This window comes from Glaciecola punicea ACAM 611 (assembly GCF_000252165.1).
Classification (GTDB): Bacteria; Pseudomonadota; Gammaproteobacteria; order Enterobacterales; family Alteromonadaceae; genus Glaciecola; species Glaciecola punicea.
Genome location: NZ_BAET01000030.1, coordinates 78,807 through 105,259, shown reverse-complemented (window position 1 = coordinate 105,259; position 26,453 = coordinate 78,807). Strand labels below are relative to the sequence as shown.

The following is a 26,453-nucleotide window of genomic DNA, read 5'->3' as shown; positions in this document are numbered from 1 at the left end:
CCCGTTAAAAAGTATTTGCACCAATTGCAAATGGGAACTTAGGCAGTTGATAAGAACGTGCGTGCAAAACTCCTTCGGTCTTGGTATATATGGAGACTTTGTTTGCTCTTTTAGCTTAAGGTTTTAGTGTGCTGCTTTGGTTTAACGATGAGCTTACCAATCGCAGTATAAGGGCTGTGCGTAGCTTTGCTTTGCCGAATCGAGTATAACGTTCAAAATTTAATAAGCTCACCGGCACGTGCTGCCTATAACTACTGTCGTTTTCGCCTTCGTTAATTTGAGTAGCGTCTTTAAAGTCAATGTCAGGGTCGTGAATGTACATAAAGTCCTCATCTATATGCGTAACTGCGACCCAATGCGGGCCTTTGAAACCGTCGAACTGATAGCTACTCAACAAGCACATTACGCTAGCACCGGTGTTAAGTGCATCGGCTATATCGTTGGTGGTGTAATCTTTGTAGTTAACCTTCACACCAGCTCGCTGCGCTTTATCGACAAAATCGTGCTCTACCTGTGCAATAACATCTTTTTTATGCGCTTGGCGCACACCAGCTAAGAACAAAGGTACCTCTTGATTTATAAACACTTCGCTGCTAAAGCCATTATTAACCCCGGCTATAGCTAGGCCTAAAGGGTGGCAACCGCCGTGCCCAGAGGTCATAAATATGGTGGTCGCGGTTCTCCATATGTCAAGCTCTGCATTTTGCGCTAAGGCAATATTATTGTCGAGTTTCGCCATCGCCATTAACAACGATGCTGGCCCGCAGGTAAACTCTGTCGATTGTGCATAGTAAGGGTAGGCTGCCAAACGTGCGCTTTGCTGACCTTGCATAATAGGTTTTTGCATACGCACTGCGTTTGAGTCGTCTTCGTAATAATGCGGATAATAGCCGAATTTTTTATAATCCATAGACGCATACAGTGAAATCGCGGTGGCGTTTTTTTCAGATACTTCTAAACGTAAATAAGCACGTTTATGTTCGATGCAAGCTTCTTCTAATAGACGCATTAGTGCCCCAGCAATGCCTTTACCCCGGTGCGCATTTAATAAGGCTAGCGAATAAAGTCGCGCTAGGCTAGTGCCTTTACGCAAAATAACTAATCCATAGCCAACAATAGTGTCGTTTATGGTTGCCAGCAGTAGCACTTTATTTTGCGCTTTTATCCAGTATTTAAACTGCCGCCTAGACAGGCGGTCGGTCTGAAAACAAGTGTTTTCAAGCTCTGTTAGCGCATTGACGTCGGCCATGGTTGCCTGCCTAAAAGCAGCTTCTATGCGCGTTACGCCAACTCTATTTGACGACATTACTTACGCCCTCTGGCTTCTAAACGATTCACAAATTCTTGCATAATCTCCATATACAGCTCTTTGCCGGCGTACTTGTCTTCAACCTCGGTATCGATATTGGGGTTGTCATTTACTTCAATAACATAGGCTTTACCGTTGGCTTCTTTAATGTCAACGCCATATAAGCCATTGCCAATAAAGCGGCAGGCTTTTATGGCGCTGCTGAGCACATTTTTAGGCACTTCAAAGGTGGGTAAGGTTTGCGCCATACCAGCTTCACTGTTGTTTGCATGGTTGTATATTTGCCAGTGGTTAGGCGCCATAAAATAGCGGCAGGCAAAAATAGGCTTGTTATTCAACACGCCAATGCGCCAGTCGTATTCAGTGAATAAATATTCTTGCACCAGCACTAGCGCTGACACTTTTATCATTTCTTTTAATTTTTCAAGCAGCGCGGCTTCGTCTTTAACCTTATATACGCCCAGTGAAAAGGCGCTTTCAGGCAGTTTCAAAATCATCGGGAAACCGAAGGTATCGGCTAAATCTGTTAAGGTTTCTGGCGTGTAGTTAGTCACAAAGCGCGTTTTGGGTGACGGTATTTTATGGTAACTAAAGGCATCATGCAAAAACACTTTATTGCAGCAGCGAAGTATAGAACTAGGGTCATCTATTACCACAATACCTTCTTTTTCAGCGGCTCTTGCTAATTCGTAGGTATGACTTTTGATGGAGGTTGTTTCGCGAATAAACAGCGCGTCGAAACGGGCAACAAAGCTGCGATAATCAATGCAGTTGTCGTATTCTACTAATTCCGCTTTAATGCCAAGCTGCGATGCCGCCTTTACAAAAAGCTTTAAGGCTTTGCTATCACTTGGCGGTGTCTCTTCTTTTGAATTTACCAGAATAGCCATATCCCAGCGGTGCTTTTTGGTTTTAGTGCGGCTTCGCCAAACTTGCTGTGTAAACTTCTCAAGCTGCGTATGAAAATCGCTAAATTGGTCTTCAGTCAAACTAGTAATAGATTTCTTTTTAAGAAATGCACGCCAAAGATCACCACTTTTACTAAAGCGAGCAGTTAACAAGGGCAGTCGGCACTGCATAAATAAATAATTCGCCAAGCGGGTAAAGCTCACTGAAGCGGTATTGCCACAGTATATTGGCAGTTCAAATGTTTCAGCACTAGAGCCTGTCCCGTTTAGCTCAGCATTTAAGGCTTTATTAAAATGGCTGGGCAAAATTAACTGCATTTCGCCGCCGTTTTGAAGCTGTGAGCCAATATCGACAATAGTGCTGACACTGGGTAACACTTCATGCTGGCGCGCCTGAGCCAGCAATGAACAGTAATATCCCTCACTGAGATACTGCTCTGTATCGCACAAGTTTATGACTCTCGTCTTTTGCTCATTCGCCTTCGGGTACTGCGCTAAATACTCTGCAAAACTCAATACTTGTGCTTGCACACCAGAAATTTGCTGACCGTAGTCACTGACTATTAATGTGATAGACATTTTTGTTCCGAGCGTTCCTAATGTGAGAGTAAATATAATAAGCGGATATGCTGCTTAATCAACAAGTTTTACTAAACAATATGTGCAGTATTGCTGCATTGTCTTACCCATTTATATAGGTCGCTGGCGCTATTTATATAGGTCGCTGGCGCTGCATTTGTTGTAGCGTGCATGGTGTGCTTAGGTAGAAAATTGGGCATGGTGTGGAGCCGCGAATATAGAGGATGTAACAGATGTTAGCAAGAGAAACTAATTTAACCAGGCCTCTCTAGTTTCTTAGTTTCTGTGACCCCATTGCTTTTTTAATGTACCTGCTCTATCTTGCAGGCACATAACAGCGCTCATAGTGATGTAGCTCTTACATATCGAACCTACTGCCGCTAAACCTTGACCATATTATTAGCTAACAAAACTAGCAGCCACCATTTACGGAGACACCTGTGAACGACGACAATTCACCCAACTCGATTGAAGAAACCGGAACACATATTGAATTACGGCATTTAACCCTTGATGACTTCGAAGATATTCAAGCGCTTATGAATATTGTGTATAAAAACAACGGTGGGGCACTTTCGAAAAAGCGCTATCAAGCACAAATAAATACCTTTGCCGACGGACAAATTTGTATAGTAGACAACGGTAAAGTCATCGCGGCCGCCTTTGCGGTGATTGTTGATTACGAAAAATTTGGTGACAAACACACCTACGAAGAAATAACTGGCGATGCCTACATTACTACTCACGATCCGAAAGGCGACGTAATGTATGGGGTAGATTTTTTCGTAGACCCAGAATATCGCGGCATGCGCTTAGGTCGCCGCTTGTACGAGGCGCGCAAAGAGCTATGCCGTAACCTCAATTTAAAAAGTATTATGGCGGGCGGGCGTATTCCTAACTATTCTCAATACGCAGATAAGATGACGCCGTATGAATATATTGAGCAAGTAAAAGAAAAAGAGATCCACGACCCAACGCTCTCGTTTCAAATGAGCAACGGTTTTGTGGTTAAGCAAATACTAAAAGCTTACTTACCCGAAGATAAAGCCTCACATGGCTACGCTACTTTACTGCAGTGGCACAACATGTACTACGACGCAGAAAAACCCTCTTTATTAGCAAGTAAATATTCAAGTGCCCGCTTAGGATTGGTGCAGTGGCAAATGCGCTATTTTGACGATGTGGCTGAACTGCTCCAGCAGGTTGAGTACTTTATTGACGCGCTGTCTGACTATAAATGCGACTTAGCCGTGCTGCCCGAGTTTTTTAATGCACCGCTTATGGGTCTAAGCGATTCAGACGCACCCATAGACGCTATTTGGCATTTAGCCGAGTACACCGAAGAGCTGTTAACGGCAATATCGGAGCTGGCAGTAAGCTACAATATTAATATTGTGGCCGGTTCAATGCCCTTAATTGAAGATAATGAGCTGTATAACGTCGCTTACTTGTGTCACCGAGACGGCCGTGTTGAAAGCCAATATAAACTGCATCCCACGCCTTATGAAAAAAATGGCTGGCTGATGAAAGGCGGCGACAAACTCGCTGCGTTTGAAACTGATTTTGGCAAAATAGGTATTTTAATATGTTATGACGTTGAGTTTCCAGAGCTTGCGCGTATTTTGTCAGAAGAAGAAATACAAATTTTATGTGTACCGTTTTGGACTGACACCAAAAATGGGTACTTGCGTGTACGCCGCTGTGCTCAAGCTCGCGCCATTGAAAACGAGTGTTACGTTGCTATTGCGGGCAGCGTAGGGAACCTGCCTAAAGTAGACAATGTCGACATTCAGTATGCACAAACCGCCGTCTTTTCACCTTCCGACTTTGCCTTCCCACACGATGCTATTGTGTCTGAAACAACCCCTAATACGGAAATGATGCTGATTGCCGATTTGGATTTAGACAAGCTTGAGAAGCTTAAGAACGAAGGTTCAGTACGTAACTATTTAGACAAGCGCAGAGACTTATACAGAGTACAGTGGATTGGTGAAAAGTAATAAAAGGCAGGCCAACATGCTCAATACTATTGTTGTTACATTAGCTTGTAAGGCGGCCTTATGATCCCCTGGGTGTATCTGGGTAAAGCCATTATACCCAACAATGGCGGCGAGTTAACCCTGTCTAGGCGCGATGAAGAGTTTTCGATAAAACTATCCGGTATACGCGGAGAATTGATGAACAGCCGCGTGTACAACTCAGAGCAAGAGCTGGCTACACTTGGCTGCGCTCATATAAGCACTACTAAAAACGCGCATGTATTAGTGGGCGGATTAGGCATGGGGTACACCTTAGCTGCCGCGCTTGGCGCCACTAACAACAGCGCAACCGTGACGGTAGCGGAGCTGGTACCTGAGGTAGTTCAGTGGAATAAGGGCCCTTTGGGGAGGTGTGCAAAAAATCCACTTGATAATCCCCGCACTAAGGTGCACATAGGGGATATTAAAACACTATTGGCCACGCGCGCGCCTACCTATAACGCCATTTTACTGGATGTAGACAACGGTCCTGAAGGCCTAACTCAACGCGACAATGATTGGATATATTCCTTAAGTGGGCTTAAAGATATTTATCAAACCCTTTTACCTAAAGGGGTGCTGGCAATATGGTCCGCTGGGCCAGATAACTTATTTACGCTTAGATTAAAGAAAGCGGGGTATGAAGTCAGTACTCGCATTGCTAGAGCACGCAAAGGAAAGGGCAGCCGGCATACTATTTTTTTAGCGCGAAAAGCCTAGCGTAGCTGAAAGTTAACTGCATACTTAGTTTCAATGTTAGTTTCACTGCGCGCGAAAATATAGACATTATGGCCTCTAACACGAATTAAAGGAGATAAAAACAAGCGGCGGCTACGATTACAAGTGCAGCGCCTGGTAGTAAGTACTTACGTGAATACGCGGTTTCATCCCAATACAGCATTACATAGGCACCCGTAAGCGGCAGCAGCAGTACGCATATTATTCCCCACGTGGTTCGTTTATTACCAAATGCAGCGGCAATTGTTAACAGCGCACCAAAAAATAACAGCGCAAGCCCCGTGCTTAGTAGCGTAGTAATCGCCACTACCACATACAAATTCATATCGGCCATTCACAGCTCCGCATCACTATGTTATTTAATAAATGTCTCGTTATTATAGCCGCATTCAACATTATTTGATCACATATAAGACGCGAATGTTATTAGCGCTGGGATCTCACTAAGCAAGTAAATTCAAGAGTTTATTATTAAATAGCATTAGAGCCGCCGTCAATTGGTAAAGCAATGCCTGTAGTGAATCCGGCTAAGTCTGAGCATAAATACAGCACGGCTGCGGCTACTTCTTCAGGCTGGCCGATGCGCCCAACGGGATGAAGGTTTTTGATAAACTGCTCTTTTTGCGGCTCAATATGTATGGCTCGAGTATACATTTTCGTATTGATAACCCCAGGGCATACCGCATTCACACGCAGGCCCTTTTTACCATATTCAACCGCGGCTGACTTCGTAAGCCCGATTACCGCATGCTTACTGGCGCTATACACACTCATTTTAGGCGCGGCGCCCAAACCCGCAATCGACGCGGTATTCACAATAGACGACGAAGCCTGCTTGAGCATAGCAGGAATTTGATACTTCATGCAGCGCCAAACCCCTTTCACATTCACGTCCATTATTTTGTCGTAAATAGCCTCGTCACCATCTGCCAACTTACACTGTTCTATTTCAATACCCGCATTGTTAAACGCAATGTCTAACTTTCCATAGGCGTATAAAGTAGCCTCAACCATTGCTTTAACGTCTTCATTTTTGGTTACATCGCAAAAAATAAATCTCGCTATTCCGCCCGCTTGTTTGACTATAGAAACCGTCTCTTCACCATCTGCTTGACTAATGTCAGCCACCACAACATTTGCACCTTGCTGCGCAAAAGCCAGTGCCGTAGCCCGCCCAATACCATTGCCAGCTCCCGTAATCAGTACTACTTTGCCAATAAAATTATTCATCGCTATATCCTATCTAAATTTAAACCATGAAACTGTAGGAGATTTAGCCACACTAAAGAACTGTTTTATTTTCATGAGTGTGTATTAGTCTCAAGAATGTCCAGCAAACCAAGTGAGGTCTAAAAAATAAAGACGAGAAATAACAGGGCGAAGCCGGTGAGATAACATAAGCCTATCCAGCTAAGCAGTTTCAGCGGCAAACTCAGCGCAATGCCGTTAGTGCCTTGCATCAGGCTATAGTTGAGCCAGGCAAATACCGGCGTGGTTAAAAAGGCCAAGGTCATAGCAAAGGTGAGCATGGGTGCCAGCGCTGATTTGAAAAATAAAATTAGCGCCATACCGCATGCGGCTTGGACCAGCAACCAATAATTAAGCGGCGCGGTAGAGGCAATCCAGCCGAGCTGGGTAAACGACGCATGCAGGCTGCGCGCATAGCCATCTAGGACCGTAATAGTGGTTCCAAACATACATAAAAAAGCCACCAGAGCAACCAGCGGCCGCGACCAGCTGCCAATAGTGCTCACATACATATTCATGAGCTGTTGCGCAAACGCCCCTCCAGCCACCGCAATGGGCTGCTCGTTGCCATATTGTACTAAGGCACCCAAAGATAAAAACATCAGCGCTAGCCCAGCGGTAAGCCAATAGCCAAGATTAAAATCGAACAGACCTTGGGAGCGCGTTATTTGCACATGGCGCTGCTTTTCTTTTAACCACAATGAGCTGATAGCTGAAATCTCGATAGGGGCAGGCATCCAGCCCATTAAGGCCACTAAAAACCCCATGCCCGCTAAGGTCCATGGCGACGGCCCAATGTAGTCAGGTGGCGCTTGGGCACCGTTTTGCCAAGCAATCGCCACGGCAATTAAGGTGGTAACGGTTAGCACCAGCATGATTATTTTTGATACCGCGTCGAGTGCTCGATAGTGACCCAGCAGCAAAATCAGCAAACAGGCAGCCAAGACCACCCAGCATAATAACGTTATCGACACATTGCCTGGAAGCGCATACTGCAAGAGGCTGGCGGTGAGTAACAGCACCCCGGCGGTATTGACCACAGCAGCGATAATCATCAACACAATAAAACTGTAGAAATAGGCCTTGCCCTTTCGCTGATAGCCCTCAAGTAAGCTTTCATTGCGCTCTAGGGTGTACTGCACGCCAAACCGAAAAAATGGATATTTGAGTATATTAACCAGTACTATCAGCCAAACAAGCTGCCAGCCAAACAGCGCACCGGCTTGCGTAGACGCCACCAAATGGGAGCCACCAATGGCAGCGGTAGCCATTAAAATACCCGGGCCTAATGCCTGTAATCGGCCTTGCCATCCTTGCTGTTGAGCTTCCATACGGTGCGTTGTTATTTGATGTGAATGTGCATGCATAATAAACAAAATGCACCCGCGATTCAACATCTGTTAACGGCAAACAAGGACAAGTGGTGTGCTTGAGTATTCGCTTACTAAATTTGCTGCGCTGACACTGACAGCTTACTAAACTCTTGCCCACACACAAATGCGATCACCACAGTAAGCATCCACCTTTAACAAAGTGCAAATGTGAGTTTGATTTCAAAAAGTGATAATATGTGCGCAGGTCTTATTAAACCGGCTAGACGACATGAGCATAACTTTATTTATACGAACTTTACTGACATTGCTTTGCATAAAATGCTTACTTTTCACTATTGGTGATGTAAAAGCACAGGAGGCAATAGCCGCCAGCACTTTTTCTACCGCAGACGCTAATCTTGTTATTTTGCAATATCATCATGTTGCTAGCGACACGCCAGCAAGCACTAGCGTGACACCTGAAGTGTTTGCTGAGCACATGGCGTTTTTGGCGCAAAATTATAAGGTTATAGACCTTGCTGAGGCGATTTCCGCTATTCAAAACAAGCAGTCTTTGCCCAAAAAATCAGTCGCAATTACCTTTGACGACGGTTTTACTAATATTTTAACAAACGCACATCCGGTGTTGCTTAAACATAAGTTCCCATACACTATATTTATTAACCCCGCCATAATAGGAGAGTTTGCAAATCAATTAACATGGGCACAAATAAAGCAAATGCAGCCCTTAGCCACCTTTGCCAATCATACTTTGGACCATGCTCACTTATTAGAAAAATACCCTGGCGAGACGCAAGCGCAATGGCTTGAACGGGTAATGCAAGATGTGAATCAGGCTGAACAAATAATGCTTGAGACACTAGGCTATAGTAAAAAATGGCTGGCCTATCCTTTCGGTGAATTCAACCATGCACTTAAGCAAGAGCTGCAGGTCCAAGCTTACATTGGTTTTGGTCAGCAGTCTGGCGCGGTGAGCCGCTTTAGTGATTTTGGCGCGCTGCCTCGTTTTCCTGCAGCTGGCATATACGCCAAAATTAGCGCCTTAAAAGTGAAACTTGACAGCTTAGCCATGCCGGTTAAATTAATAGCGCCTGCTACATTTGAGTTTACGCCAAACACGGTCATCGATGAGCTAATACTAGAAGTAACTAGTGCCGACGTTCGCCTAAGTGCTTTTGCCTGCTATTTTAAAGGCGAAAAACTTAAATTTATGGCCAACGGCAATACCCTTACTGTAAAAGTAAATCATACAAGCCTTGCTGGCCGTGCCCGCATTAACTGCACGGCGCCAAGCGTTTCAGCGCCCTCCAGATATTACTGGTTTTCATATCCCATGTTTACGGCAACAAGTGAAGGTAAGTTTTTAGATTAAATACCTGCTCCAGTGGCTATATTTTGGAGTAAGCATGCAGATAATAAGAAGCGTCAGTGTCGTTGCTCTAGTGCTACTTGCGACGTTGAGCTGCTCGGCGAGTAAGAACAGCAGCGATGATAAAAGCAAGCGCTTGCACTATAGCCTAGAGCTAAGCGCCCATAAACTTGAGCCTTAGTGTAAAAATTTTTGATATACTAATCGCCATTTGCAAAACCCACAGCCCAAACCAAAAACACATTCTATTCATTTTTAATAAGGTCTTTGTATGAAAAAGTCTCTCTTCTTGCTTTTACTTCTAATGCTGGCTTCTTGTTCCAAAGAGCCAAGTCAAACGCCACTTGAGGCACCCAGCGAGCCCTCTATAGATACACAAGCGTCTTCTCAAGCACAAGCGCCTTGGCTTGAAAATATTCACTATATTGTGCTAGATCAACCCGCCAGCGAAACCCCTCAGGTGCAAGAGTTTTTCTCATTTTGGTGCCCTCACTGCCATAATTTTGAGCCCATAGTAGCGCTTATAAAAGACCAGCTCGATGCTGGAACCGCGTTTAAAAAGGTACACGTGGATTTTATGGGCTTTACCTCGAAGGAGATTCAACAAAGCGCCAGTCAGGCAATGTTAATTGCTGACTATATGGGCAAAGAGGATGTTATCAACAGTGCCATATTTGACCACATTCACGTTGAAAAAAAAGAGATTGCAGGTTTAGCTGACATAGAACCACTATTTTTAGCAAATCAAGTCTCGGCGCAAGACTTTGCAACTGCCCAAGCCTCGCCAGAACTGGCAGCCTTAGTGCAAGAACACAGCGATACATTCACGCAATATCGTTCGAATATACAAAGCGTACCCACCTTCATTGTAAATGGAAAATATCAGGTAAAGTTCACCCAAGAAATGGATATAAACGATATGGTTAATCTTATTGCATGGCTTACCACACAATAAGGCTTACTTTAGTGGCTTTGCGCGCATTAGCCCTTTACTTGTTGTATAAATAATCTGGTATGCTGTCGGATATTTTGTCTGGCAGCACTTGTGTGAAAATTATATTCAGATGGCGGTTAAGCATAGACAACAAACTTACCCTAAGCGTAGAAATGTTTAACAGCTTTGGAAAAGTCGGCGAATTTGGTTCTTTTAATGGCCAGAGTCATCAAATTGGACCCATGCTTAGCGGCAGTATAAGCGATACCTAAATAAGCACCATTGAGAAAAACAATGAAAAAACTATTTTAGGCCACGCACGTAATACTTGTATTCATCTTTTTCTCTTGCCAGCGTTGTTTTATGACCTTCATACCTCAGTTTATCAAGCTAATAGTATTTTCGTTGGTTTTATTAATAATTGCCTGTACCCCAACCAATCAATCTGGTGATTATAATCTACCCAATGACCCTAATATTCTTCCAAGCTGGTATGGCCAGTCTTACGATTTATTCTTTAACACCTCCCCTGCGCAAATTCCTCTGCTTGCAAAAAGTCTCAATGACTTAAGTAAAGCAACAAAGGTTAATGACGGCAGTCTAGCTGCACAAAAATCCTTAATAATAGAGAATGTTCTGACTCGATCACTTAGCAGTAGCATCGAGAATGAAGCGCGTTTGGCGATTGAGCAGCAGCGAAATGAACAGTTTATTGCGCATCAGTTCGCATCTTTAGGTGAGCTCTATTTGTCCCCAAAAGATAATGACTATTTGCAGCAAAACGAAACGTGGTCACAGTATGTAGATTCGTTAATAGCACTTGGCGATGAGTTTGATGTGTTTAAGCAAGGCGAAATAGATATTTATACGGCCAGTGAAGAGTTTTCTCTATTTGCATATCAGCGCACCTTGGGAAATACCCGCGCATTTGTTGCGTTTAACTTTTCTTTTGACACCGTCGAAGTCCCATTACCTTTTGGCTTTATGACCTCAACTAAAATTACCATGTGGCAGTCAGATTCCCCTAAAGCAACTACCTTTGTTACATCACAGGCCCTAATGATAAGGCCCTACACGGCGGTTATTATCATTGTTGGCTAGCACTAGTAGGCATGCAAGGTATTAAACATGCCTGGCTTGATCCGTGGCGCAAGCAAATGATACGTCAATTATTACATAGCAGGTTTTTTAACCGGTGCATCCTGCAAAAAGAATTCGATCACAACGGGCAAATGGTCAGCTAAGTCATCTTGACGCTGCGCGTCAAAGTAGGTGATAACTTTGGCCGAATTTGGCACCATCTCAGCGTGCATATTGTGGTTCATCACGGCATAGTCAAGCCTGCGAACCGGCGCAATGGCTGGATGGGTAAAATCGCTAGCGCCTAAGGGATCAACAAAGGTATTACCCGCGTTGGTGCCTGCTAACAATGTGCTTAGCTCAAGGGTGTTGGGCAGCGCGTTGAAATCGCCTACTAGCAGTATATTTCTATTGTTATCTTCATTTAAAAATCGCTCAAACTGGGCTGTTAGCATATTAATTTGACCTAAGCGCGTTGCAATATCTCGCTCGTCTCTACCTGCTTTTAAGTGCACCGCGCCTAGCACAAAAGAATAAGTATCCGATGGATATACCTCGATTGCCCACGTGCGAGTGTTTAGCCGGCTTTGAGTAGCAGGCTCGCCATCCTCGTCGCGCCAATTAACCAGTTCGGTGTGCAAATTACCGTAGTTATACATCACGCCCAAAGGCACTTTACTCATAATAACCACGTTCATGTACCAAGTGTGTGACGGCGCGTCAGCAAAAAACTGATAGCCCATGTCAGCTAAATCGGTACTTGCAATTTCTCTGAGCAATTTTGCACTTTCAAACTCTTGTAATACCACTATGTCGGCATTTGCCTGCTGTAAGGCTATAACTAAGTCGGCGCGCTTATTGCCCATATGTTGTGCATCGTCTTCGCGGCTATTGTTCACGTAAGGGTCATTGTGCTGATCAACAAAGTGTTCAACATTCCACGAGATAATTTTTAGGGTGTTTTGGTTTGTGTACGCGTAATTAGCGGGTGCGCTCCAGCCTGCCTTATATATTTGTGATGATGCTGCGCTTACCTCTGCTGTAGCTAAGTAAAGGTCTGATGAGGGCGTTTCAAGACCTGCATTATTACTTGAGCAAGCGGCGATGGTGACTGCGCTTAACATTATAAGCAGAATTTTTTGTAATTTCATAAGCTATGTTTTCCTATACAAAGAGAGAGATTTACCTAGTCTCATCTTCTTCAATAAATATTGAACGCTACTTGTTCGTTAAATAGAGCGTAATGGAAATAAATACGCCCTATTGCTAAAAAGCTTTTCATTTATCTTTTAAAGCAATAGGGCGCTAGGAACTATGCTCTATTTGGTCTCGGGCGCTTCTTTTGCCGGCATAAACACCTTAAACCCACACAGCGCAGCAATAGTAATAAGGCCAACCAGCAAGCCAAGCCATGGCTCAAACAAACTAAAGGCCATCGCGGTAATTACCATTGCGCCGCGCTCTGTGGCGTCACTGACTAAAGACAAGGCTAAGGTAGCACAAGCAAAAGCGGTAAGTATAAGTGTTACCGCTAAGGCCACTGGTAAGAGCGGCTCAAGCAGCGTCACCAGTGGCAATAATATAAATAAGAACGGCAGGCCAAACGCATAAAAGCTACCAATACTGTCAAAGATTGAGTCGACCTTGTCGCGCCCTTGCGACCAACGTTTCAACAAAACGACCTGAATACCGGTCCATAGCACACCTTGAGTGCCAAAGAAGGGTGCGATTATTCCCATCATGGCATTTCGTAAACCAGTTGCCATATGCGCGCGGCTGCCGTTTAATTCTAGTATTTCATCTGTTCTTGTTTTTTGCGCTTGTTCAATCATTTCGTTGCCCGTTACTACATCACCAAAAAACAAAATATAGGTAATTAACGCTAAGGGAAATGAAGCTAAGAACGTGTCGATAGGCGGCCATCCAATGGAAAAAGGTGATGCCTTTTCCCAAAGTGAAGCGGTAGCAGCGCCCACATCTAAAATTTCCCACCGTATATTATATTGAAACTCACCAGTGAAGTAGCCTACTGTGCCAGCAACGACGAAACCAGGGAGTAAGCCAAAACCAAGAATTTTAGCAAACCATTTTTGGTCCATAGCCAATGTCTGCAGCGGTTTTGAAAAAGCAAATACTAAACACACTACCACACCAAGCGTGCCGGCTATAGGCGCCGACTCAAACACGTTTGCTACATCGCCCTCTAACGTAACGCGCATAAACGCCGCAATCGCCGCCCCTAAAATAATGCCGCCTTTGAACACATTGGGCACTACTTTTATGAGCTTTTCTCCTAGCCCCGTCACCCCCAAAAAAATAAGAATGAACGCAAAATTGAGCGACAGCGCTGTCATCGCTTGAAATTGAGATGCATGATCACCTAAATAAGCCGGTGTGGTTATAAAAGCGACTACAAATGGTATGGCCGGCGTTAGCCAGCCGGGCGCATAGGGATCCCCAAAAAACATCCAAGAAAACGATATGAGCAAGCTATGAAACATCGCCATTACCACCGCTTCTTCAAAATTAAGGCCTAACAAGGCCATAAAGTAAGGCACTAAGGCTAGTCCTGTCGCGCCTGCGACCGCGAATCCTTGGAGCATGTCAGCTAGTGAAAAGCGCAGATGAATAAGCGGTATCCGCATAGTAAACGGTCCCCATTTAAAACCGGGCTGAACCTCACCGTCGGGTCTTTTTGCTAGCATATTATTATTTTCCCTTAGTCAGCTATTTAGTAATAGCCCTGCGTATTCTGGGTACGCATTTTTAAAATCTTATTTATATCATTCTTGCGTGTTCTACAATATGACGACAAAACTGCAGCTTAATTTGTACACTATTTTCACACAAAAGGTGTAACTTTTTTACATTTAGCCTAAGCCGACTGACATTGAAGCAATTAAATGCTAAAAACACACAGACCCAAATTACAAAATCAATGGAAGCAAGCAAAGGTCAAGGTGAAGTAGTGCTTAGGAAAAAAGTATAACAAGAACGAGTTTGAGCTAAATTAGTGTGAATCCGCGGTGTTTTTACATAATATTTCGTCTAATGCTGTTCTAATACAACATAGTCAGGCTGCTTAATTATTTAAAAACGATTATTAGACTAAAGTGCTTTGTAAAAATGTTAAGCATGAGCCAGTATTTTGTTAACCGCATCGAAATAATAATCTTAAAAACAAGATCTTAAAAAAATGTGCACTTCTTTGTTAGTGTTTAGTAATAATGACAATAGCAGATTCGGCATCTATAGAAAGTTGCTCACTGGGTACGCTTTGCAAAATATTAGTGCTGTCATTGGAATGCCAGAGCAGCCAACTTTGGGTGTTTACGACCGCACTTGGTAATATGATTTGTTGGCGCTTAGGCCCAGTATTGAATACAATATAAGCACTCTCTCCCTCGTCATTATAACGTCTGTAAGACATTAAGCGCTTTTTATCGTCTTGTTGAAAAAACTCTATAGCTCCCTGAGATAACACTGGATTAGCGCGCCTTAACTTCACTAGAAATTGATAATAATCGAATAAATCTTGATTAAATTGCACCTCCTTAACTTGGTCCATGCTAGCTAGGGGATGCTCACTTTCATTAGCAAACGAATACTCTGGCCATATAAGTGGTTTTTGATGATGCGGGCTTTCATCGCCCCACATACCCATTTCGTCTCCCGCCAAGAGTTGTGGCGCTCCAAACCAAGTAAACTGAAAAACTAACAGCAATTTTGCCGTGTTGATAGTACTTAAGCCTGGTTTAAGAGCATTATAGTTTTTATTATTGCTGTCCTTGCCTTTTGTTTTTTCACTACTATTGGCCAGTAAAGCGCTCAGAAGACGCGGTGTTTCATGACTAGCAGATATATTAATACTCGAATACACATACTCCCTATTAAGACCTTTTTCGGCCTGCTGTAATATAGACACAAATTGTGAAGGCCTTTGCGCCTGAGCGGGCGTTGAAAAATAGTCACTTGCAGCCTTGTATCTGCCATTATCTATGAGGCCGTCAAATACATCACCTTGCAGCGCAAGGTCGGCAGTAAACCGCATTTCGCTGTTTTTATCTGTTGAAATATCACCCACTAAATAAGCTTGTGGATTGATAGATTTAACGTAAATACGATAGTCACGCCAAAAGTCCAAGGGAAGATTATTGGCGTCGCTTAACATAAAGCCGTCAACTCCATCGCTGGAGTCGCCGTCTTTGTTAGGGTCAAGCCACCGGCGTGTCACAGCCATTATATGCGCTTTTGCCGCTTGACTCTTAATATCACCTTGGACTAAGCTTCTGGGTGTTGAAGTAGCCTCACTTGCATTTTTTTGCGCAGGCAATGGTGTGATATCGCTTGCTATTCGGCCAACGTTATCAGGGCTTTTCATGTCAAACCAGTCAATATATTGAGATGATTGCTGATTATCTAAAACGTCGTGCCAAGCCCAAAAATGTTGCCCAGGAGCGCCCCATGAATAGTCCAAGATGAGACGAATGTTACGCGCTTTTGTTTGCTTTATAAGCTCTAAAAACAAGGTGTCGGCGCTGGTCATGTGCCAAGTACTTGGATCACTAGGGTCTTCAGAAGCTATGAGCGCGACATCACCAGCAGGATCAGGACCAAAGTTAACATCGATGTGACGCCAGCTGCGCGGCTGACGTTTATCAGCGCAGGGCGAATCGTTTATAGGGCTAAAATAAATAGCGTTTATTCCTAGGCTTTCCAAATAATCGAGCTTATCAAGCACGCCTTGTAAGTCGCCTCCGTAACGCCTAAGAGCCACTTTTGCATCGAAACTGTGTATGACACCGCCATTGATGTCTGTTTTTCCAAACATATCCTCAAAATAAGAGTCTGGTGAATACCAGTTTTGAGTCCACGGGGTGATTTCCCAAGTAGGTGGAATATAGCCCGGTGCACTGCCGACAAGCGTCGCTGCTGTAGGGTCGTTACCTGAGTCGGCATTATAAAACCGGTCAACCATAATCTGATACCATATGGCTTCTTTTGTCCACTGCGGTACTGTTGTAGGAACTGGCTTAAGAACCACGGGATCAGCTGCTTTGCCGCAAGATATTAGCAAAACAACACTAACTAATATTGCCAAACGGTATTTCATTTAAACATCCTAGTATTGCCTAGTAGGCTATTATTATTAATTCTATGTATAGTCGCACGTTTTACCGAATCCTTACAAACTGCTTACCAAGTTTTGCGCTCTAGCACTTCAACGGTTGCAGGTGGAGCCGGTTCAATGGCAATAGGTAAGCGGTTTACTAGGTTACCTATTGCTATTGAGGCTTATTAAACCAAACACAAATGGTGTAGAACTGACTTATCGAGTATGGTATTCCTATATCATACTTGCGCATTGCGCTGATTATAATAAGGAACAAACAATGAAAACCTCTATTTGGCTATGCCTTACGCTTATTGCCTCGGCATTAGCACTTAGCGCATGCAGCGCTCCAAAAGAACCTGAAGCTTCAGCAGCACCTGATGACGTCGCGATTGAATCGGGTACCGATTACCACTCGTTTAGCAATCCTAGTGAAATACTAGTTAAGCACATAAACCTTGATCTAAACGCTGACTTCAGCCAAAAAAGCCTTATAGGCCGCGCCCAGCTTAGCTTTGAACGCGTTGAGCAAAAAGCGACCGAACTCATTCTAGACACGCGTGATCTGACGATTAAAAACGTGACTGTAAACGACAAACCAGTCGATTACACGTTAAAACCAGCCGATGAAAATTTAGGCGCAGCGCTGCATATTGATGTTGGCAAGCGGGCTACACAAGTTACTGTTCACTATCAAACCTCACCCAGCGCGTCGGGCGTGCAGTGGCTTACGCCTGCGCAAACAGCCGGCAAACAGCACCCATTTCTATTTACCCAAGCTCAGGCTATTCATGCAAGAAGCTTTATACCACTGCAAGACTCTCCCCAAGTGCGCGTAACTTACAACGCCACTATTCGCACTCCCAAAGAATTGCTTGCGGTGATGAGCGCATCCAATGATCCTAATACCCCGCGAGATGGCGTTTATGAATTTACTATGCCACAGCCAATTCCTTCCTATTTAATTGCCCTAGCCGTTGGCGATTTACGCTTTATGCCCATGGGAGAGCGCACCGGCGTATATGCAGAGCCATCAATATTACAGGCTGCTGCGGCAGAGTTTGAAGACACCGAAAGTATGCTTGAGCTTACCGAAGAAAAATATGGTGCCTACAGCTGGGACCGTTACGACCTGCTTATTTTGCCACCGTCTTTTCCTTTTGGCGGCATGGAAAACCCGCGCCTGTCATTTATTACCCCTACCGTCATTGCGGGAGACAAAAGCTTAGTGTCACTCATTGCGCATGAGCTTGCGCATAGCTGGTCGGGCAATACCGTGACCAACGCTACCTGGCGTGACCTGTGGTTAAATGAAGGTTTTACGACTTATCTGACCTACCGCATCATGGAGATGATTTACGGCACCGACCGCTACAATATGGAAGCGGTGTTAGGTTATCAAGACCTGCAGGCGGCTATTGCTAGGCTGCCTGAGAATGATCAAATCTTAGCCATTGACCTGCGCGGACGCAATCCTGACGATGTATTTTCAACTATCCCCTATGAAAAAGGTGCCTTGTTTTTGCGCGAGCTTGAAATGAAAATTGGCCGCGATAACTTTGATCAATTCTTGCTTGATTACTTCGATGCATTTGCATTTAAAAGTATTACCACCGACGAATTTATTGCCTACCTAGACAACACGCTGCTAAAAACCTATTCAAATGAGCTCAGCAAAACGCGCATTCAAGAGTGGATTTTCGCCCCCGGTATTCCACAAGATGCACCTGTGCCGTCGTCTGATGCCTTTGTTTTTGTTGATAACGAACGCGACGCGTGGCTAAGCGGTGATATTCCGGTAACAGATATCATATCCGAAACGTGGACGGTTCATCAGTGGCTATATTTTTTAAATAATATGCCCAATGAACTCAGCCCACAGCAGCTTGCTGAGCTTGATGCTACATTTGCATTCACGCAGAGTAAAAATAATGAAATAGCCCACAGTTGGCTAATGATAGCGGTTAGCAATGAGTATAAGCCTGCCTACGATCGCTTATATAGCTACCTTACTAGCATAGGCCGTAATAAATTAGTAAAGCCTTTATACGAAGCGCTGTCAAAAACACCAGAGGGCAAGGCTTTCGCTAAAAAGGCATTTGAAGAAGCTAAACCAGGCTATCATCCGCTGACTATACGCGCGAATGAAGGATTTGTAGACTAAGTGCATAAAAAGGCTTATAGTAAATAAAGGTATAAGCCTTTGTTTTTAAACGAGTCGCTTTATGTTTTACAGTAAAAAATTTCTTTGCAGGCATAAGTAGATGGAAACACAATCCAAAATAGCCTGTCACGACTGTGACTGTCTAATTATGCTGCCTGAGATGCAGATAAACCAAACGCTGGTGTGTCCAAGCTGTTCAAGCAAGCAGTTTACCACCTACAATCGTCCGCTTGACTACAGCATCTCTTATGGTTTGTCGTCACTAATACTGCTCGTAATGGCGAATAGCTTCCCGTTCTTATCCTTTGACGTGCAGGGACAAATTCGCACCATTACGTTAATTCAGGCGTCCAACGACTTGTTCATCCAAGATTTTGTATTTTTAGCCGTACTGGTATATATATTTGTGCTGCTGCTACCCATGGCATACTTAAGCCTACTGCTGATCTTACTTATTCCGATTAAATTTGGCCTAAAGTCTTTTTTCGCGGTATCTATTGGCAGGCTGATTGGGTATTTTAGACCCTGGATTATGGCTGAAGTATTTATTGTTGGGGTCTTAATTGCGCTTATAAAAGTGATTGATTTAGCCGATATTATTGTGGGCTTTTCATTTTGGGCTTACATAGGTTTTGCTATTTTGTTTACTCTAACGGCGAATATATCTAATCGCCACCAGCTTTGGTATTGGATAGACCGTGCGAAACGATAAAGCAAAAGTCGCCAGCGACATCGCCGCACAAAAAAAAGCGAATACGCTCACACAGCATTTTCAATATCCACCCGGTACTGCGGCTTTTGAGGGCCTTGCTAATTGCCGTAGCTGCCAATTATTATCTGATGTAAATGTAGGTAACTGCCCCCGGTGCAACGACACTTTATATTTACGCTCCCCTAACAGCATTCAGCGGACCTTGGCTCTGATAATAACCGCAATACTGCTTTATATTCCGGCTAACATATACCCTATAATGAACACCGTTTTATTTAACGACAAAACCGCTAGCACGATTGTAGGCGGTGTCGTGCTGTTTGTTGAAAGTGGTTCATACTTTATAGCCGCGGTTATTTTTGCGGCCAGTGTATTGATCCCCATCGCAAAAATGCTCATTATACTGTGGCTATGCTATGCCACTTCAAGGCAAAGCCACCTAAGTAGACCTGAACTAAGCCGCCTATATCGCGCCACTGAATTTATCGGCAAGTGGTCTATGATAGATATTTTTGTGGTCGCCATATTGGTCGCCCTAGTACACATAACCGGTATTATGGTGGTTGAGCCAGGCACCGCTGCGCAAGCATTTGCGGGAGTGGTCATATTGACGATGATCGCAGCGCATCAATTTGATGCAAGACTGATTTGGGATAAACAAAAAAATAATGAATGATACAAACGATACATCACAGCCAATAGTCATTCCAAAATCACGCTTTTCAGTGGTGTGGCTATTGCCTCTTATTGCCGTCATCATTGGTGTTGGCATGGTGTATCAGCAGTGGCAAAACAAAGGCGTCGAAATTGTTATTGTGTTTGATAATGCCAAAGGCCTTGAGGCCAAAAAAACCAAAGTGAAATTCAGAGACGTAGACATCGGTACGCTGCAAGAGATTAATTTTTCTGACGATGGTTTTTCAATTGAAGCGATGATAGAAATTGACAAAAAAATGCAAAGTTACTTACTCAGCGACAGTCAATTTTGGGTTGTACGCCCTAGAATTGGCAGCGCCGGTATTACCGGCTTTGGTACCTTGTTGTCGGGCGCTTACATAAACATTGCCCCAGGCAAATCAGAGTCGCTATCACAGCGATTTGTCGGTTTAGAAAATCCGCCTATCTCATCCCCAACGTCTCAAGGAATTAAGCTAAAACTTATCTCGGGTGGTGGCAAGTCTCTTACCGTGGGTAACCCGGTTACCTATCGCGGCTTTGAAGTTGGCGCGGTTGAGTCGGTAAATTTTGACATAGAATCACGTCAAGTCACCTACAGTATCTTTATACAAGCGCCTTATGACGGCCTTATAACCACTAACACCTACTTTTGGAACTCAAGCGGACTGTCGTTTGCCGCCACCACCGACGGTATTACCATTGACCTAGCCTCAATAGAATCACTTTTATCAGGCGGCGTGCGCTTTGATGTGCCCGACGACCTAGTGCTAGGCGAGCGTATTACTCAAAGTCGCGACTTTAAGCTTTACTCTTCACGCGCCAGTATAAAAGAGGATAGGGTTTATGAGTATATAGAGTATGTCATTTTAGTGGATGATACCGTTGGCGGACTGCAAGCCGGCGCGCCAGTCGAATACAGGGGCATTCGAATAGGACGTGTAAGCAAGCCTTATTTAGGCTTTTATGAAATGAACCAAATTGATAGCGACGAAACACGTATCCCTGTAATTATTCACTTAGAGCCAGCAAGGTTAGCATCTAACAATGAGTACGATCTACCTTGGTTTAACGAGCAATTTAACAAATGGATAAAGTCTGGCCTTGCAGCGCGTTTAGAAACCGCCAACTATCTAACCGGCACTATGAAAGTCAGCCTAGATTTAGGCAACGAAATACAGCCAGAGATAGAGTATTTTGGTAAGTATACCGTTATTCCTAGTGCCCAAACAGGCTTTGCTAGCATTGTAAGTAAAACCGACAGATTGTTAAGTAAGCTTGAGAGCTTGCCCTTAAACGAGCTAGTGCAAAGCACCAACAACGCGATAAGCTCGGCCAACACCGCGATACTGTCAGCGAATGACACGGTAATTGCCACGCAGTCGGTATTGCTTAGCGTAGAAGACACCTTAAAAGAAGCTAGCCTGACCCTGCAAGGAATGCAGCCAGATTCGCCGTTGTACTTGCGTTTAGAGCGCAACCTAGCGGAGTTGGAGCGCACAATGCAAATAATGCAGCCGTTTTTACAAGAGATTCGCCAAAAGCCTAATTCATTGATATTTAGCGGCTCTTCACCCGCCGATATTCAACCACAAGGAAAAGGACAACAATAATGCTAAAACTATTAAGTCTGTTATTGCTCACATATTTGTTACTAGGCTGCATAAGCAATAAAACGCCGCAAGAGTCTTTTTACTATTTATTAGATGCTGCGCCAATGAAGGAACACAATAACACCGCTGGGGCTTCTAAAGAGCCAACAAAAACATACATTAAACTGTCTACGGTGCGTGTACCTGACTATTTGCAGCAGTCTAATTTGGTCTTAAAACTTGATAATCATCAAATAAAAATCGCTAACTATCATTTTTGGGCGCAAGATTTAAGTGAAAGTATTCAGCGCGTGCTGATGCGTGAACTCAACGCTGCAAGTCCTGGCGTAATTTACACCCAGCAGTGCGTAAAGTGCGCTGAGCTGATTGTTAGCATTGACCATTTTTATCCCACTCAAAGTGGCGACGTTTTGCTTTCGGGCACTTATACAAAAGTCAGTGTAGACAAAAGCCAACAGCAAGTGCGCTTTTTGTTAAACTCAAGGCTTGAAAAAGGTGGCTACGACGAAGCAGTCGTCGTGATGCGCGATTTAGTCAGTAAACTGGCAATGGAGATGGGCATATTGCAGAGCAGTTATTAGCGGTGCTATGAGATAGAGGCGTTTTGCAATTTTGTCAGGCGCGAAGTCGAGAGCTTATGCCGTTTTACTCATCGCTGCCCAGCTAGCTCAAGCATTTGTCTAGTATTACCAACTGCAGCCACTTATTTCAATTGATTCTGCTTCGGCTGATTTGCGCCTGCTAAGCTGCATGAAGACTAAGCTGCTCAATAAAAAAAAGACAGGGATAGCATAATAGCTAATTTTCATTCCCATTGCATGAGATACGGTAAGCGCTTGGGATTCGTCGAGAGTGGAAATACCAGCAATTTTCATCGCAATATTAATCAGTAGAAAAATGAAAAACAGCCCTGCTATTTTTCCTCTGAAGTTGGCCTGCTTTCTTGCTTTTGTCACGCTGTCCCTCTCGCTGCTTATTGGCAGCCGCTCTAATCCCAAAACATACTACAAGGGTATGAAAGGTTCTTACGCGAAAAGTTCAATCTAATTAGAATTTTTTCATTTTTAGCTGTAAATTATGCACGCGTACTTTTGTCATTTAGCGGCGCTAACAGCATATAAAATATCCATGCAAACCATGACACGAAAATAACCGCCAGCAACCATGCGATTTTTTCACCACCGGCAGTGCGGCTAGACAGCAAGATAATGATCACCGGGATTAACCATATGATCGCGATAGGAATAAACAGCAATAAACCAATGATTGTTTCCATTATAATACCTCTTCAAAAATAGTGAGTGATAGCTAGCCTGCCTAGCATTGCGTAAATTGACATTAAACATAAGTACATGCATGCAGTTATTAGTTCTTGGCTGATCGCTTTTGGCCAGTGAGCAGCGCAGGCAGTCGCACCGACAGGGTAACTAGCGTTAGCGATTATTTGGCAGTAATGGACTTGGCTTTCGGTGTAAGAAGGCCTATCCCCAACGCTGCCATGACCACCGCAACAATTGCATTCATATAATTAAAGAACGCATAAGGAGCGTAGTCTAGAACGTCTACGCCAAGCGTGGCCGCATAAAAAGCACCGGCTGTTGTCCACGGGATAAGCCCAGTAGTCATGGTAGAGCCTTCTTCTACAGAACGTGATAACACGGCGCTTTCTATATTATTTTGGGCGTATTTTGTTTTGAACAATTGGCAGTTCAAAATAATAGAAATGTACGCTTCTCCCATAGCCACATTGCCTAGAAAGCCCGACACAATCGTGGTGGCAACAAGGCTAGCGGTGCGCTGTACTCGTTTGATAATACCGGCTAGCAAGGAAGCCAAAAAACCCGCACCATGTAAAATTCCGCCCAGCGCAATCGCCATTATAGCCAGTAGTAATGTCCAGCTCATGCTACTAATGCCGCCGCGGCCTAGTAGTGAGTCTAAAGTGTCAATACCCGTTTCGCCAGGGCTGTTTTCCCACAGGGCATTGAGCACAAAAATAGGGCTAAGGCCTTGGTAAAATATGGCAATAAGCGCCGCCAACACAATGCTACACGACATGGTAACTTCGGCAGGTACTCTCCGAATGCTAAGGGTTGCAAGCAATAGCAAAGGGGCGAGCGTGACCACAGGCATTAGACTAAAGTGAGTGCTTAGCGCAAGCTGTATAGACGTGATTTCTACAAGAACAATATTTTCTTCGCCATAGTACATTCCAATCACTAAAAATATTAACAAGGCAATGATAAAACTTGGCACGGTGGTAAACAGCATTGCATAAATATGCCGATACAGATCAGTTCCTGCGCTCATTGCCGCTAAGTTGGTGGTGTCAGAAATGGGTGACATTTTGTCCCCAAACGTGGCCCCGCACACAATCATACCAGCCACCAAGGGCAGGGGAATATTCATTGCGGCGCCAATACCAATGAAAACTACGCCTAAGGTGCCTACGGTGCCCCATGAAGTACCTGTGGCAACGGACATTAGCGCGCATAAAAGCATACCCACTGCTAGGAATAATCCAGGACTGAGCCAGCTAAGACCATAATACATGAGCGTGGCGATAGTACCGCTGTGCATAAAACTTGAAATGACCATCCCAATCAAAATAAAGATGTAAATAGCCGGCATAGCTCTCGTCAGTGCGCTGGTCATTAACTCGCGTATTTGCGGATAACCGTAGCCAAGAAAGTAGGCGTTAACAGCCACCCACAACAAGCATACAAACATCAGCGCATGCAGGCTGATACCTAAGCCGAAAAGCCCGCCGGCAATGGTAATAACAATGACGCAAAAACACATTAAAGACTGCAAAAAACCAGGAGGGCGCGGTGAGTCGGGGGTAATTTTAGACATAATTTTAGGCATAGTTTTAGGTATAGTATTAGGTACAGTTTCGACGTATTTTTAAAAAATACCGACACATCAAATAATGGGGTAGAACACAATATCACAATCGTGCAAATTCAGGCATATTACATGCGTAAAATAATAACATACAAAGGGTATTTTCGTCATAAAATTTATACAAGCTACAGATTTTAAAGGCTTATACGCGGTGAGTCTTGCTCGTTAACGTCGACTGCACCAGCCGGCCAATCTCACGCGCAGTATAAAAATAGGCAAGCACCGCGCTTAATATTACCACTATCACAATGGTGTAAAACATAGACACCATGGGGTAGTCCCACACCACAATTAGCACATAGTTGATGCTGGCGGGAATAACAAGCTGACGCGCAATGCCTAAATACAGGGGAAACATGGGCTTTTGCATAGCTTGTAAAACCGCCACACTTTGGAACAGCACCACGTATGCATAAAATGCCAAAGCGTCTATTCGAAGGTAAGTCACGCCGGTATTTTTAATCGCTTCGTTAGTGCTAAATAGCCCCATCATAAAGGGCGATAAGAAGTACATTATGGGCATTGATACGAGTGCCATCGCCAGTCCAATTAGCAGACTCTTTTGAAAGGTTTGTGCAACACGAAGATTTTGGCCTGCACCCATGTTTTGACCTGCAATAGCCATAACTGCACTATTTAAGCCTAGCGCCGGCAGCAGCAACACTTGCTCAAGACGTAATCCAATCGTGTAGCCCGCCACATGTTCGCTGCCAAACTGGCCAATAAGCGCCACAGTAATAAAACTGCCCAAAATAATGGTCAGCATATTAAAGCTTGCTGGCAGCACCTGTGCTAACAGGATCTGCCAGCGATGCCAGTCAAATGCTGGCCTAAGCTTAATATTCAAGCGTAGCGCCAGTACTCTTAACAAGTAAAACGCGGTGGCAAGCTTTATAACCACGGTGGCCAAGGCAATGCCGGTCACGCCAAGCCCTAAGCCAAAAGTGAACAGGGGATTTAAAGCAAAGTTAGCAAAAAAACCTATTGCTAGTGCGTTACGATTCGACTTTGTGTCGCCCAAGGCCATGAGGGCACCGGCGGCACCAAACGAAAGCGTAAAGCCAATAGAGCCGGCCAGTGTGACCCATAAATACTCCATGGCAAGAGGTTCTATATGGGCTTCTGCGCCTAATAAAACAACTAACGGTCGCGCTGCCAGCATGCCGAGCAAAAATGACAGCACACTAAAGCCAATTGCCAAGCCGCTTACGTTATTAACCCAGTCTTTCACCTCGTGGGTTTCACCTCTGCCCGCGCCCGGTGCAATCATAGCCGACGCACCAGCCTGAATACCAATACCGATGCTTAGCAGTAAAAAAAAGACGCTCCCGGCTATCGACAAACCCGCCAGTGCATCGTCAGAAATATACCCTGCAAACCAAATGTCGGTAAGGTTGTACAGTGTATTAAAAACCATCCCCATTGACGCGGGAATTGATAAACGGATCATGTGGGAAATAATAGAACCCGATATCAACGATTCATTTTTTTTTGTGGATGCAGGCTTCATTTATGGGTGTGTTCCATGCCGACCTTAATTTAACTGGTGTATTTATTCTTGTGTGTCACAAGCGTTTATCTCGAAAATCCTTTATTCGTAAGGTGTAAAACAATATAATTAAGCAATAAGAGAAATTTGACACAATGCGTCTTTAACTTACGCTCGTTTATGACTGTAGCTTAGCGATATTAGTATACGTGCAAGTGAAACTGAAGTTTGCCCTTATTATATTGAAATAAATAAAGTGATAG

The 26,453-nt window shown here is 44.1% G+C and carries 24 protein-coding genes; 12 read left to right on the top strand and 12 right to left on the bottom strand.

Annotated features, from left to right (window positions below; genetic code table 11):
* Positions 1 to 115: 115 nt before the first annotated feature.
* Positions 116 to 1,306 carry a peptidase C39 family protein gene (locus GPUN_RS11380; protein WP_006006838.1) on the bottom strand — a complete coding sequence of 397 codons (1,191 nt, stop codon included), beginning with the start codon at positions 1,304 to 1,306 and terminating at the stop codon, positions 116 to 118.
* Complete coding sequence (locus GPUN_RS11375; protein WP_006006836.1) at positions 1,306 to 2,796, bottom strand: RimK family ATP-grasp domain-containing protein; 1,491 nt, start codon at positions 2,794 to 2,796, stop codon at positions 1,306 to 1,308. Before GPUN_RS11375 ends, GPUN_RS11380 begins: the two co-directional genes overlap by 1 nt.
* A 440-nt stretch (positions 2,797 to 3,236) precedes the next feature.
* On the opposite strand from GPUN_RS11375, the gene GPUN_RS11370 reads away from it, so the two are divergent.
* Complete coding sequence (locus GPUN_RS11370; RefSeq protein ID WP_006006832.1) at positions 3,237 to 4,796, top strand: bifunctional GNAT family N-acetyltransferase/carbon-nitrogen hydrolase family protein; 1,560 nt, start codon at positions 3,237 to 3,239, stop codon at positions 4,794 to 4,796.
* Between the two features lie 60 nt (positions 4,797 to 4,856).
* Positions 4,857 to 5,534, top strand: a complete 678-nt coding sequence (locus tag GPUN_RS11365; RefSeq protein ID WP_006006830.1) for a polyamine aminopropyltransferase — start codon at positions 4,857 to 4,859, stop codon at positions 5,532 to 5,534.
* Between the two features lie 85 nt (positions 5,535 to 5,619).
* On the opposite strand, the gene GPUN_RS11360 is transcribed toward GPUN_RS11365, so the two are convergent.
* From GPUN_RS11360 to GPUN_RS11350, 3 genes are all read right to left on the bottom strand, one after another.
* Positions 5,620 to 5,886 carry a hypothetical protein gene (locus GPUN_RS11360; RefSeq protein WP_006006828.1) on the bottom strand — a complete coding sequence of 89 codons (267 nt, stop codon included), beginning with the start codon at positions 5,884 to 5,886 and terminating at the stop codon, positions 5,620 to 5,622.
* Positions 5,887 to 6,023: 137 nt separating this feature from the next.
* The gene (locus GPUN_RS11355) at positions 6,024 to 6,782 is read right to left on the bottom strand and encodes an SDR family oxidoreductase (protein ID WP_006006826.1); all 759 of its coding nucleotides are present in this window, start codon (positions 6,780 to 6,782) and stop codon (positions 6,024 to 6,026) included.
* A gap of 119 nt (positions 6,783 to 6,901) precedes the next feature.
* Positions 6,902 to 8,131, bottom strand: coding sequence for an NRAMP family divalent metal transporter (locus tag GPUN_RS11350; protein WP_006006824.1), 1,230 nt, complete (start codon positions 8,129 to 8,131; stop codon positions 6,902 to 6,904).
* A gap of 271 nt (positions 8,132 to 8,402) precedes the next feature.
* On the opposite strand from GPUN_RS11350, the gene GPUN_RS11345 reads away from it, so the two are divergent.
* The 5 genes from GPUN_RS11345 to GPUN_RS11335 all read left to right on the top strand — a co-directional run bounded on the left by GPUN_RS11345 (position 8,403) and on the right by GPUN_RS11335 (position 11,538).
* On the top strand, positions 8,403 to 9,506 hold the full coding sequence (locus tag GPUN_RS11345) for a polysaccharide deacetylase family protein (RefSeq protein WP_081483956.1): 1,104 nt from the start codon (positions 8,403 to 8,405) through the stop codon (positions 9,504 to 9,506).
* Between the two features lie 34 nt (positions 9,507 to 9,540).
* Complete coding sequence (locus GPUN_RS14395; protein WP_158309277.1) at positions 9,541 to 9,684, top strand: hypothetical protein; 144 nt, start codon at positions 9,541 to 9,543, stop codon at positions 9,682 to 9,684.
* Positions 9,685 to 9,774: 90 nt separating this feature from the next.
* A complete protein-coding gene (locus GPUN_RS11340; RefSeq protein WP_006006817.1) occupies positions 9,775 to 10,458 on the top strand; it encodes a thiol:disulfide interchange protein DsbA/DsbL in 684 nt (227 codons plus the stop codon).
* 92 nt (positions 10,459 to 10,550) lie between these two features.
* A complete protein-coding gene (locus tag GPUN_RS14390) occupies positions 10,551 to 10,709 on the top strand; it encodes a hypothetical protein (protein ID WP_158309276.1) in 159 nt (52 codons plus the stop codon).
* A gap of 91 nt (positions 10,710 to 10,800) precedes the next feature.
* Positions 10,801 to 11,538 carry a hypothetical protein gene (locus tag GPUN_RS11335; protein ID WP_006006813.1) on the top strand — a complete coding sequence of 246 codons (738 nt, stop codon included), beginning with the start codon at positions 10,801 to 10,803 and terminating at the stop codon, positions 11,536 to 11,538.
* A gap of 71 nt (positions 11,539 to 11,609) precedes the next feature.
* On the opposite strand, the gene GPUN_RS11330 is transcribed toward GPUN_RS11335, so the two are convergent.
* From GPUN_RS11330 to GPUN_RS11320, 3 genes are all read right to left on the bottom strand, one after another.
* Complete coding sequence (locus tag GPUN_RS11330; RefSeq protein WP_006006811.1) at positions 11,610 to 12,668, bottom strand: endonuclease/exonuclease/phosphatase family protein; 1,059 nt, start codon at positions 12,666 to 12,668, stop codon at positions 11,610 to 11,612.
* Positions 12,669 to 12,836: 168 nt separating this feature from the next.
* Positions 12,837 to 14,222, bottom strand: a complete 1,386-nt coding sequence (locus GPUN_RS11325) for a hypothetical protein (RefSeq protein WP_006006809.1) — start codon at positions 14,220 to 14,222, stop codon at positions 12,837 to 12,839.
* Positions 14,223 to 14,728: 506 nt separating this feature from the next.
* The gene (locus GPUN_RS11320) at positions 14,729 to 16,630 is read right to left on the bottom strand and encodes an alpha-amylase family glycosyl hydrolase (protein WP_006006807.1); all 1,902 of its coding nucleotides are present in this window, start codon (positions 16,628 to 16,630) and stop codon (positions 14,729 to 14,731) included.
* A 280-nt stretch (positions 16,631 to 16,910) separates the two neighbouring features.
* Here GPUN_RS11320 and GPUN_RS11315 point away from each other — a divergent pair, with 280 nt between their 5' ends.
* The 5 genes from GPUN_RS11315 (at position 16,911) to GPUN_RS11300 (ending at position 22,375) form a co-directional block, all read left to right on the top strand.
* A complete protein-coding gene (locus tag GPUN_RS11315; RefSeq protein WP_006006805.1) occupies positions 16,911 to 18,794 on the top strand; it encodes a M1 family metallopeptidase in 1,884 nt (627 codons plus the stop codon).
* A gap of 100 nt (positions 18,795 to 18,894) precedes the next feature.
* Positions 18,895 to 19,506, top strand: a complete 612-nt coding sequence (locus GPUN_RS13755) for a paraquat-inducible protein A (protein ID WP_051987342.1) — start codon at positions 18,895 to 18,897, stop codon at positions 19,504 to 19,506.
* Positions 19,493 to 20,182: a paraquat-inducible protein A gene (locus GPUN_RS13750; protein WP_051987341.1), complete on the top strand. Its 690-nt coding sequence runs from the start codon at positions 19,493 to 19,495 to the stop codon at positions 20,180 to 20,182. The genes GPUN_RS13755 and GPUN_RS13750 overlap by 14 nt, the downstream gene beginning before the upstream one ends.
* Positions 20,175 to 21,794 carry an intermembrane transport protein PqiB gene (gene pqiB, locus GPUN_RS11305; RefSeq protein ID WP_006006804.1) on the top strand — a complete coding sequence of 540 codons (1,620 nt, stop codon included), beginning with the start codon at positions 20,175 to 20,177 and terminating at the stop codon, positions 21,792 to 21,794. The genes GPUN_RS13750 and pqiB overlap by 8 nt, the downstream gene beginning before the upstream one ends.
* A complete protein-coding gene (locus GPUN_RS11300) occupies positions 21,794 to 22,375 on the top strand; it encodes a PqiC family protein (RefSeq protein ID WP_006006802.1) in 582 nt (193 codons plus the stop codon). The genes pqiB and GPUN_RS11300 overlap by 1 nt, the downstream gene beginning before the upstream one ends.
* A 105-nt stretch (positions 22,376 to 22,480) precedes the next feature.
* Here GPUN_RS11300 and GPUN_RS11295 read toward each other — a convergent pair whose 3' ends face one another.
* The 4 genes from GPUN_RS11295 to GPUN_RS11280 form a co-directional block, all read right to left on the bottom strand.
* Entirely contained in the window at positions 22,481 to 22,750 is a 270-nt protein-coding gene (locus GPUN_RS11295) for a hypothetical protein (protein ID WP_006006800.1), read from the bottom strand.
* 119 nt (positions 22,751 to 22,869) lie between these two features.
* Positions 22,870 to 23,070 carry a hypothetical protein gene (locus GPUN_RS11290; protein ID WP_006006798.1) on the bottom strand — a complete coding sequence of 67 codons (201 nt, stop codon included), beginning with the start codon at positions 23,068 to 23,070 and terminating at the stop codon, positions 22,870 to 22,872.
* A 164-nt stretch (positions 23,071 to 23,234) separates the two neighbouring features.
* Positions 23,235 to 24,650 carry a Na+/H+ antiporter NhaC gene (nhaC, locus tag GPUN_RS11285; protein WP_171901019.1) on the bottom strand — a complete coding sequence of 472 codons (1,416 nt, stop codon included), beginning with the start codon at positions 24,648 to 24,650 and terminating at the stop codon, positions 23,235 to 23,237.
* 193 nt (positions 24,651 to 24,843) lie between these two features.
* Entirely contained in the window at positions 24,844 to 26,211 is a 1,368-nt protein-coding gene (locus GPUN_RS11280; protein WP_006006794.1) for an MATE family efflux transporter, read from the bottom strand.
* Between the last annotated feature and the right edge of the window lie 242 nt (positions 26,212 to 26,453).

Excerpts from the sequence above, each read along its gene's own strand:
- GPUN_RS11380 (WP_006006838.1), bottom strand. The coding sequence starts at position 1,306 with ATGTCGTCAAATAGAGTTGGCGTAACGCGCATAGAAGCTGCTTTTAGG.
- GPUN_RS11375 (WP_006006836.1), bottom strand. The coding sequence starts at position 2,796 with ATGTCTATCACATTAATAGTCAGTGACTACGGTCAGCAAATTTCTGGT.
- GPUN_RS11365 (WP_006006830.1), top strand. The coding sequence starts at position 4,857 with ATGATCCCCTGGGTGTATCTGGGTAAAGCCATTATACCCAACAATGGC.
- GPUN_RS11360 (WP_006006828.1), bottom strand. The coding sequence starts at position 5,886 with ATGGCCGATATGAATTTGTATGTGGTAGTGGCGATTACTACGCTACTA.
- GPUN_RS11355 (WP_006006826.1), bottom strand. The coding sequence starts at position 6,782 with ATGAATAATTTTATTGGCAAAGTAGTACTGATTACGGGAGCTGGCAAT.
- GPUN_RS11350 (WP_006006824.1), bottom strand. The coding sequence starts at position 8,131 with ATGGAAGCTCAACAGCAAGGATGGCAAGGCCGATTACAGGCATTAGGC.
- GPUN_RS11345 (WP_081483956.1), top strand. The coding sequence starts at position 8,403 with ATGAGCATAACTTTATTTATACGAACTTTACTGACATTGCTTTGCATA.
- GPUN_RS14395 (WP_158309277.1), top strand. The coding sequence starts at position 9,541 with ATGCAGATAATAAGAAGCGTCAGTGTCGTTGCTCTAGTGCTACTTGCG.
- GPUN_RS11340 (WP_006006817.1), top strand. The coding sequence starts at position 9,775 with ATGAAAAAGTCTCTCTTCTTGCTTTTACTTCTAATGCTGGCTTCTTGT.
- GPUN_RS11335 (WP_006006813.1), top strand. The coding sequence starts at position 10,801 with ATGACCTTCATACCTCAGTTTATCAAGCTAATAGTATTTTCGTTGGTT.
- GPUN_RS11330 (WP_006006811.1), bottom strand. The coding sequence starts at position 12,668 with ATGAAATTACAAAAAATTCTGCTTATAATGTTAAGCGCAGTCACCATC.
- GPUN_RS11325 (WP_006006809.1), bottom strand. The coding sequence starts at position 14,222 with ATGCTAGCAAAAAGACCCGACGGTGAGGTTCAGCCCGGTTTTAAATGG.
- GPUN_RS11320 (WP_006006807.1), bottom strand. The coding sequence starts at position 16,630 with ATGAAATACCGTTTGGCAATATTAGTTAGTGTTGTTTTGCTAATATCT.
- GPUN_RS11315 (WP_006006805.1), top strand. The coding sequence starts at position 16,911 with ATGAAAACCTCTATTTGGCTATGCCTTACGCTTATTGCCTCGGCATTA.
- GPUN_RS13755 (WP_051987342.1), top strand. The coding sequence starts at position 18,895 with ATGGAAACACAATCCAAAATAGCCTGTCACGACTGTGACTGTCTAATT.
- pqiB (WP_006006804.1), top strand. The coding sequence starts at position 20,175 with ATGAATGATACAAACGATACATCACAGCCAATAGTCATTCCAAAATCA.
- GPUN_RS11300 (WP_006006802.1), top strand. The coding sequence starts at position 21,794 with ATGCTAAAACTATTAAGTCTGTTATTGCTCACATATTTGTTACTAGGC.
- GPUN_RS11290 (WP_006006798.1), bottom strand. The coding sequence starts at position 23,070 with ATGGAAACAATCATTGGTTTATTGCTGTTTATTCCTATCGCGATCATA.
- nhaC (WP_171901019.1), bottom strand. The coding sequence starts at position 24,650 with ATGTCTAAAATTACCCCCGACTCACCGCGCCCTCCTGGTTTTTTGCAG.
- GPUN_RS11280 (WP_006006794.1), bottom strand. The coding sequence starts at position 26,211 with ATGAAGCCTGCATCCACAAAAAAAAATGAATCGTTGATATCGGGTTCT.